12 protein-coding genes are annotated in these 15,837 nt (G+C 69.3%); 4 read left to right on the forward strand and 8 right to left on the reverse strand.

What is annotated here, in order from left to right; genetic code table 11:
• Nucleotides 1-12: 12 nt before the first annotated feature.
• From HEP74_RS04010 to HEP74_RS04020, 3 genes are all read right to left on the reverse strand, one after another.
• Nucleotides 13-684, reverse strand: a complete 672-nt coding sequence (locus HEP74_RS04010) for a class I SAM-dependent methyltransferase (protein WP_185815292.1) — start codon at nucleotides 682-684, stop codon at nucleotides 13-15.
• A 60-nt stretch (nucleotides 685-744) separates the two neighbouring features.
• Complete coding sequence (locus tag HEP74_RS04015; protein WP_185815293.1) at nucleotides 745-1,386, reverse strand: SGNH/GDSL hydrolase family protein; 642 nt, start codon at nucleotides 1,384-1,386, stop codon at nucleotides 745-747.
• A 90-nt stretch (nucleotides 1,387-1,476) separates the two neighbouring features.
• Nucleotides 1,477-2,757: a pyridoxal phosphate-dependent aminotransferase gene (locus tag HEP74_RS04020; RefSeq protein WP_185816493.1), complete on the reverse strand. Its 1,281-nt coding sequence runs from the start codon at nucleotides 2,755-2,757 to the stop codon at nucleotides 1,477-1,479.
• Between the two features lie 90 nt (nucleotides 2,758-2,847).
• Between HEP74_RS04020 and rsgA the strand changes: the two genes are divergently transcribed.
• The 3 genes from rsgA (at nucleotide 2,848) to HEP74_RS04035 (ending at nucleotide 6,040) form a co-directional block, all read left to right on the forward strand.
• A complete protein-coding gene (rsgA, locus tag HEP74_RS04025; protein ID WP_185815294.1) occupies nucleotides 2,848-3,963 on the forward strand; it encodes a ribosome small subunit-dependent GTPase A in 1,116 nt (371 codons plus the stop codon).
• A 37-nt stretch (nucleotides 3,964-4,000) separates the two neighbouring features.
• Nucleotides 4,001-5,254: a flavohemoglobin expression-modulating QEGLA motif protein gene (locus HEP74_RS04030; protein ID WP_185815295.1), complete on the forward strand. Its 1,254-nt coding sequence runs from the start codon at nucleotides 4,001-4,003 to the stop codon at nucleotides 5,252-5,254.
• A gap of 105 nt (nucleotides 5,255-5,359) precedes the next feature.
• Nucleotides 5,360-6,040, forward strand: a complete 681-nt coding sequence (locus HEP74_RS04035) for a type 1 glutamine amidotransferase domain-containing protein (protein ID WP_185815296.1) — start codon at nucleotides 5,360-5,362, stop codon at nucleotides 6,038-6,040.
• Between the two features lie 342 nt (nucleotides 6,041-6,382).
• Here the strand turns inward: HEP74_RS04035 and HEP74_RS04040 are convergent, their stop codons facing one another.
• Complete coding sequence (locus HEP74_RS04040; RefSeq protein WP_185816495.1) at nucleotides 6,383-8,245, reverse strand: alpha-amylase family glycosyl hydrolase; 1,863 nt, start codon at nucleotides 8,243-8,245, stop codon at nucleotides 6,383-6,385.
• A gap of 78 nt (nucleotides 8,246-8,323) precedes the next feature.
• Nucleotides 8,324-10,765 carry a TonB-dependent receptor gene (locus HEP74_RS04045; protein WP_524540762.1) on the reverse strand — a complete coding sequence of 814 codons (2,442 nt, stop codon included), beginning with the start codon at nucleotides 10,763-10,765 and terminating at the stop codon, nucleotides 8,324-8,326.
• 311 nt (nucleotides 10,766-11,076) lie between these two features.
• On the opposite strand from HEP74_RS04045, the gene HEP74_RS04050 reads away from it, so the two are divergent.
• Complete coding sequence (locus tag HEP74_RS04050) at nucleotides 11,077-12,426, forward strand: MFS transporter (RefSeq protein ID WP_185815297.1); 1,350 nt, start codon at nucleotides 11,077-11,079, stop codon at nucleotides 12,424-12,426.
• Between the two features lie 98 nt (nucleotides 12,427-12,524).
• Here the strand turns inward: HEP74_RS04050 and HEP74_RS04055 are convergent, their stop codons facing one another.
• The 3 genes from HEP74_RS04055 to HEP74_RS04065 all read right to left on the reverse strand — a co-directional run bounded on the left by HEP74_RS04055 (nucleotide 12,525) and on the right by HEP74_RS04065 (nucleotide 15,823).
• Complete coding sequence (locus tag HEP74_RS04055; RefSeq protein ID WP_185815298.1) at nucleotides 12,525-13,556, reverse strand: LacI family DNA-binding transcriptional regulator; 1,032 nt, start codon at nucleotides 13,554-13,556, stop codon at nucleotides 12,525-12,527.
• Between the two features lie 87 nt (nucleotides 13,557-13,643).
• Nucleotides 13,644-14,384 carry an acetoacetyl-CoA reductase gene (gene phbB / locus HEP74_RS04060; protein ID WP_185815299.1) on the reverse strand — a complete coding sequence of 247 codons (741 nt, stop codon included), beginning with the start codon at nucleotides 14,382-14,384 and terminating at the stop codon, nucleotides 13,644-13,646.
• A gap of 113 nt (nucleotides 14,385-14,497) precedes the next feature.
• The gene (locus HEP74_RS04065) at nucleotides 14,498-15,823 is read right to left on the reverse strand and encodes a CitMHS family transporter (RefSeq protein ID WP_185815300.1); all 1,326 of its coding nucleotides are present in this window, start codon (nucleotides 15,821-15,823) and stop codon (nucleotides 14,498-14,500) included.
• Between the last annotated feature and the right edge of the window lie 14 nt (nucleotides 15,824-15,837).

Here is a 15,837-nt window from a genome sequence, read left to right on the forward strand (position 1 = left end):
TGGCCAGCCGCGTCAACGCAGTTCGGCCACGATCAGCCAGTTGTTGAACGGCGTGTTGCCGTACAGCGGCGCGAACGTGGCGCGCAGCCCGGCGTCGCCGAGCTGGGCTTCCAGGCTGTCGCGGGTCGGATAGCACTTGGGCACTTCCTGCATCCAGCCGGCCAGGTGCGCGAGCACGTCGGTGACGCGGCTGGTGCGGCCGCGGCCGCTGGCATCGCCCAGGGCACTGCGGATCACCAGCTTGGCGCCAGGGCCGAGCATCTTCGCCACGCTGCGGATCAGGTTGGCCTGCATGGCGGCGTCCAGGTACTGCAGCACGTCCAGGATCGCCACGCTGCCGCTGTGCTCAGGCCAGGCCTGGCCGAGATCGACCACGTCGAAGCGGGTGTCGTGCAGTTCGCTGCGCGCGGCGATGCGGAGCGCCCGGCGGATCTTGGACGCGTCGATGTCAACGCCGAGGTAGCGCTGCCGCTGGCCGTCGGCGCGCAGCGCATGCGCGAGCAGGCCCAGCCCGCAGCCCAGGTCCATGATCGGCGCGTCGGTGCCGCGCAGCGCGGCGAGCACGCCGGGATAGAGCGGATCGGTGCGCAGCTTGGTGCGGGTGTAGTAGTAGTCGTAGCGGTTGCCGAGCGGATGCGTCGGCAGGAAGGCGCGGGCGATGGCCAGGGCCTGCGGGCGGGTCATGGGCTGGATGGTGCTGGCGTCGCGCAATGTCGGTCCTTGGCAGCGGGGCGTCGTACTCCGCTAGGCTAACGCATCGCGCGCCGCAGGCAACAGCAGGCCGGTCCAGCGCGCATACATCGCCGCTGATGGATGCAGGCCGTCGGCGGCGAGCATCGCGGCGCTGCCGCCGCCATCGCGGCTGGCCGCGGTGATGTCGACGAAGCGCACCGCACGCGCCTGGCAGCAGGCCTGCGCGGCCGCGTTGAACGCATCGATCTGCGTGCCGATGCGCACCGGATCGTGTTCGGGCGTTTGCGCGAACGCGGTCACGCCCCAGTCCGGGATCGATACCGCCAGTACTCGCCGCGGCTGGCCGTCGGCAAAGCCGATCGCGCGTTGCAGCAGCGTGGCGAACTGCGCGCGGTACTCGTCGAGCGCGCGCCCGCGGTACTGGTTGTTGACCCCGATCAACAGCGTCACCAGCGCGAACGGCCCCTGCGGCGCGACGGCATCGATGCCGGCAGCGAGTTCGTCGGTGGTCCAGCCGGTGGTGGCGACGATCTGCGGATCGGCGATGGCAATGCCGTCATGGCGCAGCGCCGCGGCCAGTTGCAGCGGCCAGCGCCCGGCGTCGGCCACGCCTTCGCCGATGGTGTAGGAATCGCCCAGCGCCAGATAGCGCAGCGGGGCATGCTGGAGCGTGGCGAAGCTGGCCTGGCTCATCGCGACGGCACCGAAGACGACCGGGTCACCGGCACCGGAAATCGCAGCAACGCCTCAACGCTTGCCCATTCCCGATTCCCCATTCTCGATTCACCGCCCCCCAGCCACGCTGCGCTGCTTCAGCGGCACCACCTTGGTCGCCGCGTCGGCGCGGCGCGCCAGCACCCGGTCGATGCGCGCGAACACCTCGCGCATCACCGCCGCTTCCGGCAACAGGGTCACGCGGAAATGGTGGCGGTAGGGCACGTTGAAGCTGGAACCGGGCACCACCAGCACGCCCTCGTCGTTCATCAGCTCCAGCGCGAAATCGTGGTCGTCGAAATTGCGCGCGGCCGCGCCGACCACTGCCGGGAACGCGTACAGCGCGCCGGCCGGCTGCACCAGCGACAAGTGCTCGCTGGCCGCACACGCCTCGATCACCGCGCGGCGGGTTTCGTACAGGCGCCCGCCCGGCGCGCACAGCGGCGAGATCGTATCCGGGCCGTTGACCGCGGCGTCGATCGCGTACTGGCCCGGCACGTTCGCGCACAGCCGCAGCGCGCCGAGCAGATCCATCGCGTTGCGGAATTCGGTGACGCGCTCGGCGGCGCCGGACAGCAGCGCCCAGCCCACCCGCCAGCCGCAGGCGCGGTGCACCTTGCTCAGGCCGCCGAAACTGATGCACGGGTGCTCGCCGGCCAGCGGCGCGACCGGCACGAAGTCGGCGCCGTCGTACAGCACCTGGTCGTAGATCTCGTCGACCATCAGCAGCAGGTTGTGCTTGGCCGCGATCGCCACGATCTTCTCCAGCAGTTCGCGCGAATAGCTGGCGCCGCTGGGATTGTTCGGGTTGATCAGCACGATGGCGCGGGTGCGCGAGGACACCAGCGTCTCGATCTCCACCGGATCGGGCTGGAAGCCGTTCTCCGGCGCGCAGCGGTAGTACACCGGGCGGCCATCGTTGAGGATGGTGGCGGCCGACCACAGCGGATAGTCGGGCGAGGGCACCAGCACTTCGTCGCCGGGATTGAGCAGGGCGCGCAGCGACAGGTCGATCAGCTCGCTGACCCCGTTGCCGATGAAGATGCGGTCCGGATGCGCGTCCGGGTGCTGGCGCCGCGCATAGGCCGCGGCGATCGCCTCGCGCGCCTCCGGCAGGCCCTGCTGGTGGGTATAGGGATCGGTGCGGCCCATGTCGTCGGCGATCGCGCGCTGCAGGTGCTCCGGCGCGCGGAACCCGAACGCGCCGGGATTGCCGATATTGAGCTTGATCAGCTTGCGCCCCTGCGCCTCCAACTCCCGGGCTCGCCGCGCCAGTTCGCCGCGGATTTCGTAGCGGACTTCGGACAGGCGTTCGCGGATCGCGAGCGGCTTGATCGGCAGGGTGGGCATCGCATAGGCCGGTGGGGGCGTGGAACCGGCATGGTAACGGAAATGTGACATGGCGGCCGGGCCGGGGCCCGCACCGTCTAGAATCCGCCCATGACTTCCCCACAGATCGACTTCGACGCGCTGCGCCCCATCGGCTGGCCCTGGCCTGGCATGCCGGAAGAACCGGCCTGGCTGGCGGCGATGGCCGCGCATCCGCTGGCGCGGCCGGCGCGGGTCAGCGAGCAGCATCGCACCGGCTACGTGGTGGCCGATGCGGTGGATGCCGGCTTCAAGGTCGAGTCGCTGCCGGAATGGCAGCGGCCGCGCTTCCCCAGCCACGAGCGCGCCGCGGTCGGCGACTGGGTGCTGCTGGAGGACGACAAGCGCATCGTCGCGCTGCTGCCGCGGCGCACCGCGATCAAGCGCGGCGCGGCCGGCGAGCACTATCACCAGCAGGTGATCGCGGCCAACATCGATACGGTGTTCATCGTCTGCGGCCTGGATGCGGACTTCAATCCGCGGCGCATCGAGCGCTACCTGCTGCTGGTCGGCGGCGGCGGCGCCGAGCCGGTGGTGATCCTGACCAAGGCCGACCTCACCGAATACGCCGACGATGCGTTGGCGGTGCTGGAGGAGTTGGCTGCGCAGTCGATCCCGCTGCTGACCGTCAACGCCAAGGACCCCGACAGCGTGGCGGCGCTGCGGCCGTGGCTGGGCGCCGGGCGCACCGCGGTGCTGGTCGGCTCCTCCGGCGCCGGCAAGTCCACCCTCACCAACACCTTGCTCGGGGTGGAGAAGATGCGCACCGCGGCAGTGCGCGAGAACGATTCGCGCGGCCGCCACACCACCACCCATCGGGCGCTGCTGCCGCTGCCGTCCGGCGCCTGCCTGATCGACACCCCGGGCATGCGCGAGCTCAAGCCCACCGGCGAAGAAGACCTGGCCGAGGGCGGGTTCGCCGACATCGAGGCGCTGGCCGCGCAGTGCCGCTTCAACGATTGCGCGCACCAGGCCGAACCGGGCTGTGCGGTGCAGGCGGCGATCGAGCGCGGCGACATCGAGGAGGCGCGGCTGGCCAACTACATGAAGCTGCGCGAGGAAGTCGCCGGCGCCGCCAGCAAGCTGGCGCAGCGCCAGGCGCAGAACGCAGACGCTGCCAGATCGGGCCGGCCCGGCGCGGGCAAGCCCGGCGGCAAGCGGCCGCCGCCGCGCAACCAGCGCCGCTGAGCGGCCGCGCCCGCCCGCCACGCTCGCGATGACCGCGATGACCGCGCTGCCTGCCGAGATCCTGCACCACGCCGCGCTGGACGCGCGCCTGGTCAAGGCGGTGCGCGGCATCCGCCTGCTGGCGCTGGCGAGCTGGCCGGCGGCGGTGCAGGCGCCGTTCCTGGACAGCGTGGCGCGCGGCCAGCCGCAGCTGCCGCAGGTGCAGTACCCGCGGCTGGATTTCGCCGACATGCGCCGCGAGCTGGCGGCGATCGCGCAGGCGGCCGATCCGACGCATCCGCTGGGCGCGTATCTGCAAGCCTCCGCGCATAGCTGGGACCTGGCCGCGGCGTTGCTGGAGTCGCTGGGCACACCGGCGGTCGGCACGTACTCGGCGCAGCTGTTCGGCGTGCCCGAGGATCCGATGCCCGGGCATGGCCCGACCACCCGCGATGCCGCGCGCCATTTCATCCATATCGCGCAGGACCTGGACCGCGAACTGCTATCGGCCGAAGAACAGGTGCCGGTGTCGGCGACGGCGCTGCGCCTGCTGTTGCAACGCGATCTGGACGAATTCTTCGGTGCGCGGGTGATCGCGGTGGAACTGGATCCGGAGCTGCTGGCCAAGGCCGCGGCAGGCGCGCACCGCATCCGCCTGCGCACCGGCGCCTCGTTCAGCGACTACGATCGCGCGCAGCTGTTCCACCATGAGGCGCTGGTGCATTCGCTGACCGCGCTCAACGGTCGCGAGCAGGCGCACCTGCCGAGCCTGGCCTTGTCGTCGCCGCGGGTCACCGCCACGCAGGAGGGCCTGGCGACCTTCGCCGAGCAGATCACCGGCAGCATCGACATCGCGCGCATGAAGCGGATCAGCCTGCGCATCGAGGCGATCGCGCTGGCGCGCGGCGGTGCCGATTTCATTGAGGTGTTCCGTTATTTCGATGCAGCCGGGCAGTCGCCGGCGGAGAGTTTTTCCTCGGCGCAGCGCGTGTTCCGCGGCGTGCCGACTGGCGGCGGTGCCGCTTTCACCAAGGACACGGTGTATCTGCGTGGGCTGGTCTCGGTGCACACCTTCTTCCGCCAGGCCTTGCAGCGCGATCGCCTGCCGCTGTGCCGCTGGTTGTTCGCCGGCAAGATGGCGCTGGAGGACGTGGCCGCGTTCGCGCCGTTGTTCGAGGCCGGCGTGCTGGCGTCGCCGCGCTGGTTGCCGAACTGGGTCGCGCGCGCCAGCGGCCTGGCCGGGATGCTGGCGTTCTCGCTGTTCGCCAACCGCATCCGCATGGATCAGCTGGACGGCGCCGAAGGCGCCTGAACGCCAGCGCGCCGCGCTCACCCGCCGCGAATGCATGCGTGCCGATACTGCGCGCCTGGCCTGCAGCGCATGGCCGCCATTTCCACGCAAACAAGGGACATTCACATGAAAATTCTGATGGTGCTGACCTCGCACGACCGCCTCGGCGACACCGGCCACAAGACCGGCTTCTGGCTGGAGGAATTCGCCGCGCCGTACTACGTGTTCAAGGACGCTGGCGCCGAGATCACGCTGGCTTCGCCCAAGGGTGGGCAACCGCCGCTGGACCCGAAGAGCGACGCGGCCGATGCGCAGACCGCGGCCACGCAGCGCTTCAAGGCCGATGCGGACGCGCAGCGGCAGCTGGCGAGCACGCGGCCGCTGGCCGACGTGCAGATGGCCGACTACGACAGCGTGTTCTATCCCGGCGGCCACGGCCCGCTGTGGGATCTGGCCGAGGACCGCACGTCGATCGCGCTGATCGAGGCGTTCGAGCGTGCCGGCAAGCCGATCGGCTTCGTCTGCCACGCGCCGGGCGCGCTGCGCCGGGTCACCGCCGCCGATGGCGCGCCGCTGGTCAAGGGCCGCCGCGTCACCGGTTTCACCAATGGTGAAGAGGCTGCGGTCGGTTTGACCGAGGTGGTGCCGTTCCTGATCGAGGACGAGTTCCAGCGCCTCGGCGGACTGTACGAGAAGGGCGCCGACTGGGGCGTGCACGTGGTGGTGGACGGCAAACTGGTCACCGGCCAGAACCCGGCTTCGTCCGAGGAGGCGGCGAAGGCCTTGCTGGGATTGTTGGGCAAGTGAGTGTCTGTGGCGCGCGTTTTTTGGCGGATGCCGGGCGCGTGTCGCAATGCTGGCTCAAGGACTAGGCAAGACGCGCCGGCTTGCCTTCTGTAGGAGGGATTTCGGTCCCGACCGTTTTCGGGATCGACCCGTTGCGGATTCGTGCGTCGCGACTGAAGTCGCTCCCACAAGTGCGCTTTGCCGCGCAGGCATCGCTGCTTTGTGTTGGAGGGACTTCAGTCCCGACTGCATCGGAGCCGGATCGCGGCTGCGGCTCCGTGCGTCCGCGGTCCAATCCTCGAAAGCGCTGCTTCCGTGCAGCGCTTTCGCGAGTCCGCGGCGTCGGCAGGGCGTACTCCGCGCTCAGCCGCGCCGCCACCAGCGCAGGCCGTAGGCCGGCAAGCTGCCATCCCATTCCTGCAGCGTGGCCGCGTCGGGTCCGCCGTCGGCGATGACCTGCCATTCGCCAGTGCCCAATGCGCTGCGGTCCATCGCCACCGGTTGCGCACTGAAATTGTAGGCCGCGACGAAGTCTGCGCCGCGCGCGATCCCGAGCAAGGCCGGATCGCCCAGCGGCAACGCCCGCAGCGGTTGCCCGGCAGCCAACGCAGCGGTCGCCGCACGCGCGGCGATCAGCCGCCGCAGGCGGGTGTAGACCTGGCCGGAAAGGCTGGCTTGGTCGTCGCGCCTAGCGACGCGCTCCCAGTCCATCGCCGGACGGTGCAGCCAACGCCCTTCGTGGCGGCGCAGCGGATCGCCGCGATAGTCTGCGTCGTTGCCCAGCGCCAGTTCGTCGCCCATGTACAGCAGCGGGATGCCGGGCATCGCCAGCGCTACCGCGTACAACAGCAGCAGGCGCCGGATCGCCAGTTCCAGGGCTGCGGCGTCGCCGGTGGCCAGCGCCGCTTCGATGCCGACCAGCGCGGCGCTCATGCCGTTGCTGCCGTGCACGCCGTCGCCGCTGCTCTGGAACGCTTCGCCGCGCGCGTAGCTGCCCGGCACGCCGCCGGCGAAGAAACGTGCGGCGTGCGCGATGTCGAACGGCGCAGTGTGCTCGCCGCCGGCCGCTTCGCGCTGCAGCACGTTCCAGCCGATGTCGTCGTGGCAGCGCACGTAGCTCAGCCACGCGCAGGCCGGCGGCAACGCCGGCGTCTGTGCGATCGCGCCCTGCACGATGTCGCCGCGCTGCGCGGCCAGCGCCACCCAGCCGGCGGCCATCAGCGTGCTGTGGTAGGCCAGCTGGCATTCGTGGCCGCGCGCGTTGCCGTCGCCGAAGTAGGGCGGCAGCTGCGCCATCGGCACGATCGCCTCGGCCTTCAGCAGCACCGCCGGCGCGGCGATGTCGGTGAGTGCGCGCAACGCCTGCAGGATCGTGTGCGCCTCGGGCTGGTTCATGCAGTCGCTGCCTTCGCGCTTCCACAGGTAGGCGGTGGAATCCAGCCGGAACACTTCCACGCCCAGGTTGGCCAACTGCAGCAGGGCCAAGGCCATCTCGCCGAACACCGCCGGGTTGCTCCAGTCCAGGTCCCATTGATACGGGTAGAACGTGGTCCACAGCCAGGCCTGGGCGTCCTCGACCCAGGTGAAGTTGCCCGGCGCGGTGTGCGGGAACACTTCGCCCAGGGTGCGTTCGTAGCGGTCGGGCAGGTCGCGGTCGGCGAAGTGGTGGTAGTAGTCCAGGTAGCGCGCGTCGCCCTGTTTGGCGGCCAGCGCCCAGGGATGGTCGTCGGCGGTGTGGTTGAGCACGAAGTCGGCGCACAGGCTGATGCCGGCGCCGCGCAGGCGCGTGGTCAGGGCGACCAGGTCGGCGTTGTCGCCGAGCCGTGGCTCGACCTGGCCGTAGTCGCTGACCGCGAAGCCGCCGTCGTTGTCGCCGTCGCGCATGCGCAGGAACGGCAGCAGGTGCAGGTAGCGCACGCCCAGTTCCTGCAGGTAGGGCGCGCGTTCGCCGACCCCGGCCAGGGTGCCGGCGAAGCGGTCGGCGTAGGCGCTGTAGCCGAGCATCGACGGCTCGCCGAACCAGTCCGGCGCGCGCGCCGCATCCAGTTCGGCCAGTGCCGGCGGGCGCGCGCGGATCGTGGCGGCGACCGCATCGAGCCAGCGCGGTAGCCATTGCGCGTAGTGCGGATGCTCGCCGTACAGGGCCTGCAGGGCGGCGAACAGGCGTGGGCCATGGGCGCCGTAGCGCGCGTGCGCGCCGGGCTGTGCGGCCAGTGCCGCCTGCATGCCTGCGTGATCGAAGAGAGGAAAAGCGGTGTTCATGATGGGCCGCGCCCGGGAGCCGGGCGCGACGGGCTCCTTGGGTCAGAAATCGTAGCGCACACCGACGCTGGCGGTACGGCCGGGGATGGAGCGGGCACGGATGATGGCATTGTCCGGAATGCTCGCGTCCTCGGCCTCGGTCAGGCCGAAGGCGTCGAACAGGTTGTTGACGTTCAGCGACAGCGTCAGCGCATCGCTGACGCGGTAGTTGCCGAACAGGTTCACCTGCGTGTAGCCAGGCATCTTCAACTGGTTGCTGTCCTGGGTGTAGGCCGAGCTGGTGCCGATCGCGTTGATCCCCACCTCGTAGCGCTCGCCGCGGTAGCTGGGAGTCAGTTGCCAGACGAACCTGGCCTGGCGGCGCGGCGTGTGGCCTGCGTTGGCCGGGGTGATCTGGTCCTTGTCGATGGTCGCATCGGTCCAGGTCGCGCCGCCGTTGATGGCGAAGCCGCCGCTGCGGTAGGCCGCTTCCAGCTCCAGCCCGTGCGCCTTGTAGGTGCGGTTGAAGAAGCGCTGGCTGGTGGCCTCGTAGTTCTGTTCCTGGGTGCGCGCGGCGAAGGCGGTGGCGAACACGCTCAGGCCGCCGGCGCGCCACTTCAGGCCGCCCTCGAGCTGCTTGACGAAGTTCACCGCTTCGTCGGAGGACACCGAGCCGTCGTCGCGCACCACGCCGAACAGCAGGCGGTCGGCGTTGGCGCGCGCGCCGCGGCTGTAGCGGGCGAATGCGGCCAGATCGTCGTTGAGCATGTAGTTGCCGCCGAGCGAGTACGACAGGTAGTTCCAGTCGTAGTCCACCGGCTTGCGGTTGGCGTAGTCGATCGTCGCCACGCTGCGCTCCGGCGCCTGAATCACGCCGTCGCCATCGACATCGAGATTGTCGACCAGCAGCCCGCCGGCGGTGTCGCCGCGTGCCTTGCCCATGTCGTAGCGCACGCTGGCGTCCACGCTCAACGGTCCCTGGTCCCAGCCCAGCGCCACGTACGGCGCGTTGATGGTGTAGCGCACGTCGTAGTGGCGGGTGTTGTCGGTACCCCAGTAGGGCACGCCGTAGGCGTACAGGCCGTTCTGCGAGAGCAGGCTGCCGCCGGCGGCCACCACGTCGAGCAGGCGCGAACGGCTGGACACCGACTGCACGTAGGAATTCCAGGTCCAGTCCATGTCGATGACCTGGCGCGAGCTGTACAGGCCGGCCTTGAGATTGACGTTGCCGCCAGTGCCGTTGCCGAAGTCGCGCGCCAGGCTCAGGTCGTTGACCGCGTTGCCGAGGTCGTTGATGCGGGTGTTGAACAGGTGGGTGCGCACCGCCTGGCCGCTGTAGGGTTGGCCGTCGGCATCGCGCAGCGTGGCGCCGACGCCGCCGATCTCCGCCGCCAGGTTGGCGGCGTCGGCCACCTCGGCCGGGAACGGCGAGACGAAGCGGCCGGAGGTGTCGGCGATGCGGAACTTGTCGGTCAGGGTCCAGCCGCCGCCGATGTCGAACTGCGCCTCGGCGCCGATCGCGCGCGACACTGGGTGCATGCCGTCGCCGAGTTCGACGCGGGTGAGCCGGTTGCTGCCGTCCAGGCTGTTGCTGCTGCGGAAATACGGGCTGTACAGGGTGTCGCTGCCCGGGTCGAAGCTGCCCACATCGTGGAAGTGCGGCGAACCGTCGCTGCCGCTGACCAGGGTCGGCACCGGGGTGTAGGCGGCGGCGCGGTCGTTGAGGTACTTGGCGTAGACGCGCACGTAGCCGTTGTCGAACAGCCGGGTCAGGTTGGCCTTGAGCTGGCCGCCCTTGTCGGTGGCGTAGCCGGCGTCGCGCACGCCGTCGCCGCGGCGGTAGTAGCCGCCGACGTTGAACTGCCAGTGCTCGGCGAACGGTGCGCCGTAGTCGAAGTCCAGGCGCGTGTTGTCGAAGCGGCCGAGGCCGCGGCTGAGGCCGACGCTGCCGCCGGCGGTGTCGCCGGTCTTGCTGATGAAGTTGATGATGCCGCCGGGCGAGTTGCTGGCGAAGGTCGAGGCCGAGCCGCCGCGGATCGCCTCGATGCGCTCCAGGCTGTAGTCGGCGCGCAGGAAGATGTCGGCGTTGCCGAAGGCGATGTCGCCGAATTCCAGCACCGGCAGTCCGTCTTCCTGCAACTGCAGGAACTTGGCGCCGCCGGAGGCCACCGGCAGGCCGCGCACCGCGATGTTGGCGTTGCCTTCGCCGCCGCTGGATTCGGAACGGATGCCGGGGATGTTGCGGAAGATCTCGGCGGTCGAGCGCGGCGCGGATTGCTCGATGGCTTCGGCGCCGACGGTGCTGACCGACACGCTGGATTTGAGCTTGCTCTTGGCGCTGGCGGTGCCGGTCACGAACACCGAATCCAGGCTGACCACGTCGGCCTGCGCGGGACCGGGCTGGGCGGCAGGCGCGGCCGCGTCCTGAGCGAAGGCGGCCGGGGCGGCCAGGGCCGCGGCGACGGCCCAGGCCAGGGTATGCAGGCGGATCGAAGGGTGGTGCATCGCTATCTCTCCCGAAGCGAGGGGTGACGCGGGTAGGGCCGGCATGCGGCGTGCGACGGCGTGGACCGGCGCGGCGCCCATGCCGGACAGGCGGTGGGGTGGCGCAGTGATACGGCCTTTTGCAATCGATTGCAATTTTATCTTTTAAAAATTGCGGGAGTCGCTGTAGAAAATGTTTGAACGCGGCTTTTTTCGAGAAAATCATGGTGCAATGCAGCGTTACAAACGATTGCATAAATCCCAACATCCGCTCCGCCGCCGTGGCGCGCCGCCCGCGGCGTCCTCGGCTTCTTCCTGTCAGGCTGATGCCCATGCGCTCCGATCGCCCCTTGCTTCCGCTGTCGCGCGTGCTGGCGCTCAACGCCGGTTTCTTCGGCGTGCAGTACAGCTTCGGTCTGCAGCAGAGCAACATGAGCCCGATCTACAACTACCTGGGCGCCGATCACGCCAGCCTGCCGTACCTGTGGCTGGCCGGGCCGATCACCGGGCTGGTGCTGCAGCCGGTGGTCGGCGCGCTGAGCGATCGCACCGTCACCCGCTGGGGCCGGCGCATGCCGTACATGCTGGTCGGCGCGCTGGTGTGCAGCCTGTGCTTGCTGCTGATGCCCTTCAGCGTGGCGCTATGGATGGCGGTGAGCCTGCTGTGGATGCTGGACGCGGCCAACAACGTGGCGATGGAGCCGTATCGCGCACTGGTCAGCGACGTATTGGCGCCGCGCCAGCGCCCGCTCGGCTATCTCACCCAGAGCGCGTTCACCGGCTTGGGCCAGACCCTGGCCTACGTGACCCCGCCGCTGCTGGTGTGGTTCGGCATGAACCAGGACGCGGCCAATGCGCACCATATTCCCTACGTCACCATCGCCGCGTTCGCGATCGGCGCGGGCTTCTCCGCGGCCTCGATCCTGCTCACCGCGCGCAGCGTGCGCGAGCCGGTGCTGCCGCCGCTGGAACTGGAGCGCCTGCGCGCTGCGCCAGTGGGGCCGCTGGCAACGCTGCGCGAGATCGCCGATGCAGTGCGGCACATGCCGCCGACGATGAAGCAGATGGCGCTGGTGATGCTGTTCCAGTGGTACGCGATGTTCTGCTACTGGCAGTACATCGTGCTGTCGCTGTCGACCACGCTGTTCGGCACCACCGAGCCGGATTCGCACGGCTTCCGCGAAGCCGGGCTGGTCAACGGCCAGATCGGCGGCTTCTACAACTTCGTCGCCTTCGTCGCCGCGTTCGCGATGGTACCGGTGGCGCGCCGTGTCGGCCCCAAGGCCACGCATGCGGCGTGCCTGCTCGCCGCCGGCATCGGCATGTGCCTGCTGCCCACGATCCACGACCGCTGGCTGCTGCTGTTGCCGATGATCGGCATCGGCCTGGCCTGGGCGAGCATGATGGGCAATCCGTACCTGATGCTGGCCGACAGCATCCCGCCCGAGCGCACCGGCGTGTACATGGGTTTGTTCAATCTGTTCATCGTGCTGCCGATGCTGATCCAGATCGTGACCCTGCCGCTGTACTACGACGCCTTGCTGCACGGCGACCCACGCAACGTGATCCGCCTGGCCGGCGCGCTGATGCTGATGGCGGCGGTGGCGATGCTGTTGGTGAGGCAGGGCCGGGATTCGGGATTCGGGATTGGGGATTTGCAAAAGCGCAGCGCTGCGCGTTGAAGTTCGCGGGTCGGGATTAAAAAACCGGTCGGCTAGCGCCGCCTCAGTTCGCACATCCGCTCTTGCGAATCCCCAATCCCGAATCCCCAATCCCGGCCTCAAGCCGAATCACGCACCACCAGGCTAACCGCCAGTTCCACCGATTGCAGCGGTTGCCCGTCGATCAGGCCGAGCACGCCGTCCACCAGCAGCCTCGCCGCCTGCGCCAGGTCCTGGCGCACCGTGGTCAGCGGCGGCTGGCTGTAGGTGGCCAGCGGGATGTCGTCGAAGCCGACCAGCGAGATGTCCTGCGGCACGCGGTGGCCGGCTTCGGTCAGCGCGCGGATCGCGCCCAGCGCGATCACGTCGGAGGCGGCGAACACCGCGTCGGGCGGATCGGCCTTCTTCAACATTGCCCGCGTCAGGCGATAGGCGTCCTCGCTGAGAAAGTGGCTGCGCGCATGCAGCCGCGGATCGAACTCCAGGCCGTGGCGCTCGAGCATGCGCCGGTAGCCGGCGAAGCGCGGCGCCACCTCCGGCAGTTGTTCGTCGCCGAGAAAAGCGATGCGGCGGCGGCCGATCTCGATCAGGTGCGCGGTGGCCAGCTCGCCGCCGCGCAGGTTGTCGCTGCCGATGCTGACGTAGGCCTGGCCGTCGATGCGGCTGCCCCACACCACCATCGGCAGGCCGCCGCGCGCGGCGGCGTCGAGCGCGGCATGCTCGGAACTCTGCCCGAGCATGATCACGCCGTCGGCGCGGCTGCCGTGCGCCAGGTCTTCGACCCAATGGTCCTGGTGCCGGTCCAGCTTGGACAGCAGCATGCTGTATCCGCGCGAAGTCAGCGCGTCGGCGAGCAGCGCCAGCATGGTCATCATGAACGGGTCCGACAGCGGCTGTTCGTGCGCGTGCATCAGCGGCACCGCGACGCAGACGATGTTGGAGCGCCGCGAGCGCAGGCTGCGCGCGGCCAGATCGACGCGATAACCGGCCTCGCTGGCCAGTTGCTTGATATAGGCGCGGGTGCGCTGGGCGACCACCGGGTTGTCGGCCAGCGCGCGCGAGACGGTGGATTCGGACACGCCGGCCATGCGCGCGATGTCGGCCATCTGCAGGCGCGCGCCTGGCGCGGTGCGGTCGGGTTTGTCGGACATGCGGTGTCGGCGCTGGCGCAGGGAGCGGAATCGGCAGTGTATGCCAGCCGCTGCGATGCCAGCGCCAACCCGTGAGGCGGTGCCGGCCTAGCCCATGTGCAAGCCGCCGTTGACCGCGTAGTCGGCACCGGTGACGTAGGCCGCTTCGTCGGAGGTCAGCCAGCCGCACAGCGCGGCCACTTCCTCGGGCTTGCCGAGCCGGCGCAGCGGCACCGAGGTCGCCAGGCGGTCGAGCACGTCCGGCGGAAAGCTGCTGATCGCCGCGCTTGCGATGTAGCCGGGCGATACCGTGTTGACGGTGACCCCGCGCGAGGCCACTTCCTGCGCCAGCGCGCGGCTGAAGCCCTGCATCGCCGCCTTGGCGGTGGCGTAGTTGATTTGCCCGATCTGGCCCTTCTGCGCGCTGACCGCGCCGATGTTGACGATGCGTCCCCAGCCGCGCGCGGTCATGCCGTCCACCACCTGCTTGGTGATGTTGAACAGCGAGTTGAGATTGCTGGCGATCACCGCCTGCCAATCCTCGCGGCTCATCTGCCGGAACAGGGTGTCGCGGCTGCCGCCGGCGTTGTTGACCAGCACGTCGATCTCGCCGACCTCGGCCTTGACCTTGGCGAACGCGGCGACGGTGGAGTCCCAGTCGGTGGCGTTGCCTTCGGAGGCGACAAAGTCGAAGCCCAGTTCGCGCTGCTCGCGCAGCCACGCCGACTTGCGCGGCGAATTGGGGCCGCAGCCGGCGACCACGGTATGTCCGTTGCGCGCCAGCTTCTGGCAGATCGCGGTGCCGATGCTGCCCATGCCGCTGGTGACGTAGGCGATTCGTAGCGTCATGCAAGAACTCCTTCGGAGTTGGGATTCGGGAGTGGGGATTCGGGATTGGACAAGCGGAACGGGCCTGGGCTGTTACGAATCCCGAATCCCGAATTCCCAATCCCGGGCGGCGGTCAGCGCGCCAGCGGAAAGAGGCCGAACAACAAGCCGCCGCCCATCAACAGCAACGACACCAGCACCGCCCACTTGATGGTGAAGCGCTGGTGGTCGGCGAAATCGACCTTGGCCAGGCCGACCAGCAGATAGGTCGATGGCACCAGCGGGCTGAGCAGGTGCACCGGCTGCCCGGCCAGCGAGGCGCGCGCCATTTCCACCGGGGTGATGCCGTAGTGGCTGGCCGCTTCGGACAAAATCGGCAGCACGCCGAAGTAGAACGCGTCGTTGGACATGAAGAAAGTGAACGGCATGCTGGCGAGCGCGGTGATCACCGCCAGGTACGGACCCCAGGCATCGGGAATCACTGCCAGGAAGCTGCGCGACATCGCTTCGACCATGCCGGTGTTGGAGAGAATGCCGGTGAACACGCCGGCGGCGAAGATCAGCGACACCACCGACAGCACGTTGCCGGCGTGGTTGACCAGGCGCCGGCGCTGTTCGGCCAGGTTCGGATAGTTGATCAGCAGCGCCAGCGCGAAGCCGATCATGAACAGCACCGGCATCGGCAGCACGCCGACCACCAGCGCCGCCATCAGCGCCAGGGTCAGTACCAGGTTCACCCACAGCAGCTTCGGCCGCTTGATGTCCTCGGCGTCTTCCACGGTCGGCAGCGCGTCGCCGTCGTCGGCCACGCTGCTGTCCATCCAGGTGTCGCCCGGCAGCGCGGCCACGCCGAGCCGGCGCCGCTCCTGCATGCCCAGATACCAGGCCAGCAGCAGGATGCCGGCGATCGCCAGCGCCATCGCCGGCACCAGCGGCACGAACACGTCGGCCGGGTCCACGTGCAGCGCGGTGGCCGCGCGCGCGGTCGGCCCGCCCCACGGGGTCAGGTTCATCACCCCGCCGGCGAGGATGGTCACGCAGGTCAGGTTCAGCGCGTTCATGCCGATGCGCCGGTACAGCGGCAGCATCGCCGACACGGTGATCATGTAGGTGGTGGAGCCGTCGCCGTCGAGCGAGATCAGCAGCGCCAGCACCGCGGTGCCGACCACGATCTTCATCGGGTCGCCCTTGACCAGGCGCAGGATGCGCCGCACCAGCGGATCGAACAGGCCGGCGTCGATCATCACCCCGAAGTACAGGATCGCGAACATCAGCATCACGCCGGTCGGCGCGATCTTCTTGATCCCTTCCAGCATCATCTCGTTGATGCCGGTGCCGAAGCCGCCGGCCAGCGCGAAGGCGATCGGCACGATGATCAAGGCGACCAGCGGCGACAGCCGCTTGCTCATGATCAGGTACATGAAGGTGATGACCATTCCGAAACCGAGCGCGGTCAGCATGGGAGTTCCTTGGG

The organism is Xanthomonas sp. SS, assembly GCF_014236835.1.
GTDB lineage: Bacteria > Pseudomonadota > Gammaproteobacteria > Xanthomonadales > Xanthomonadaceae > Xanthomonas_A.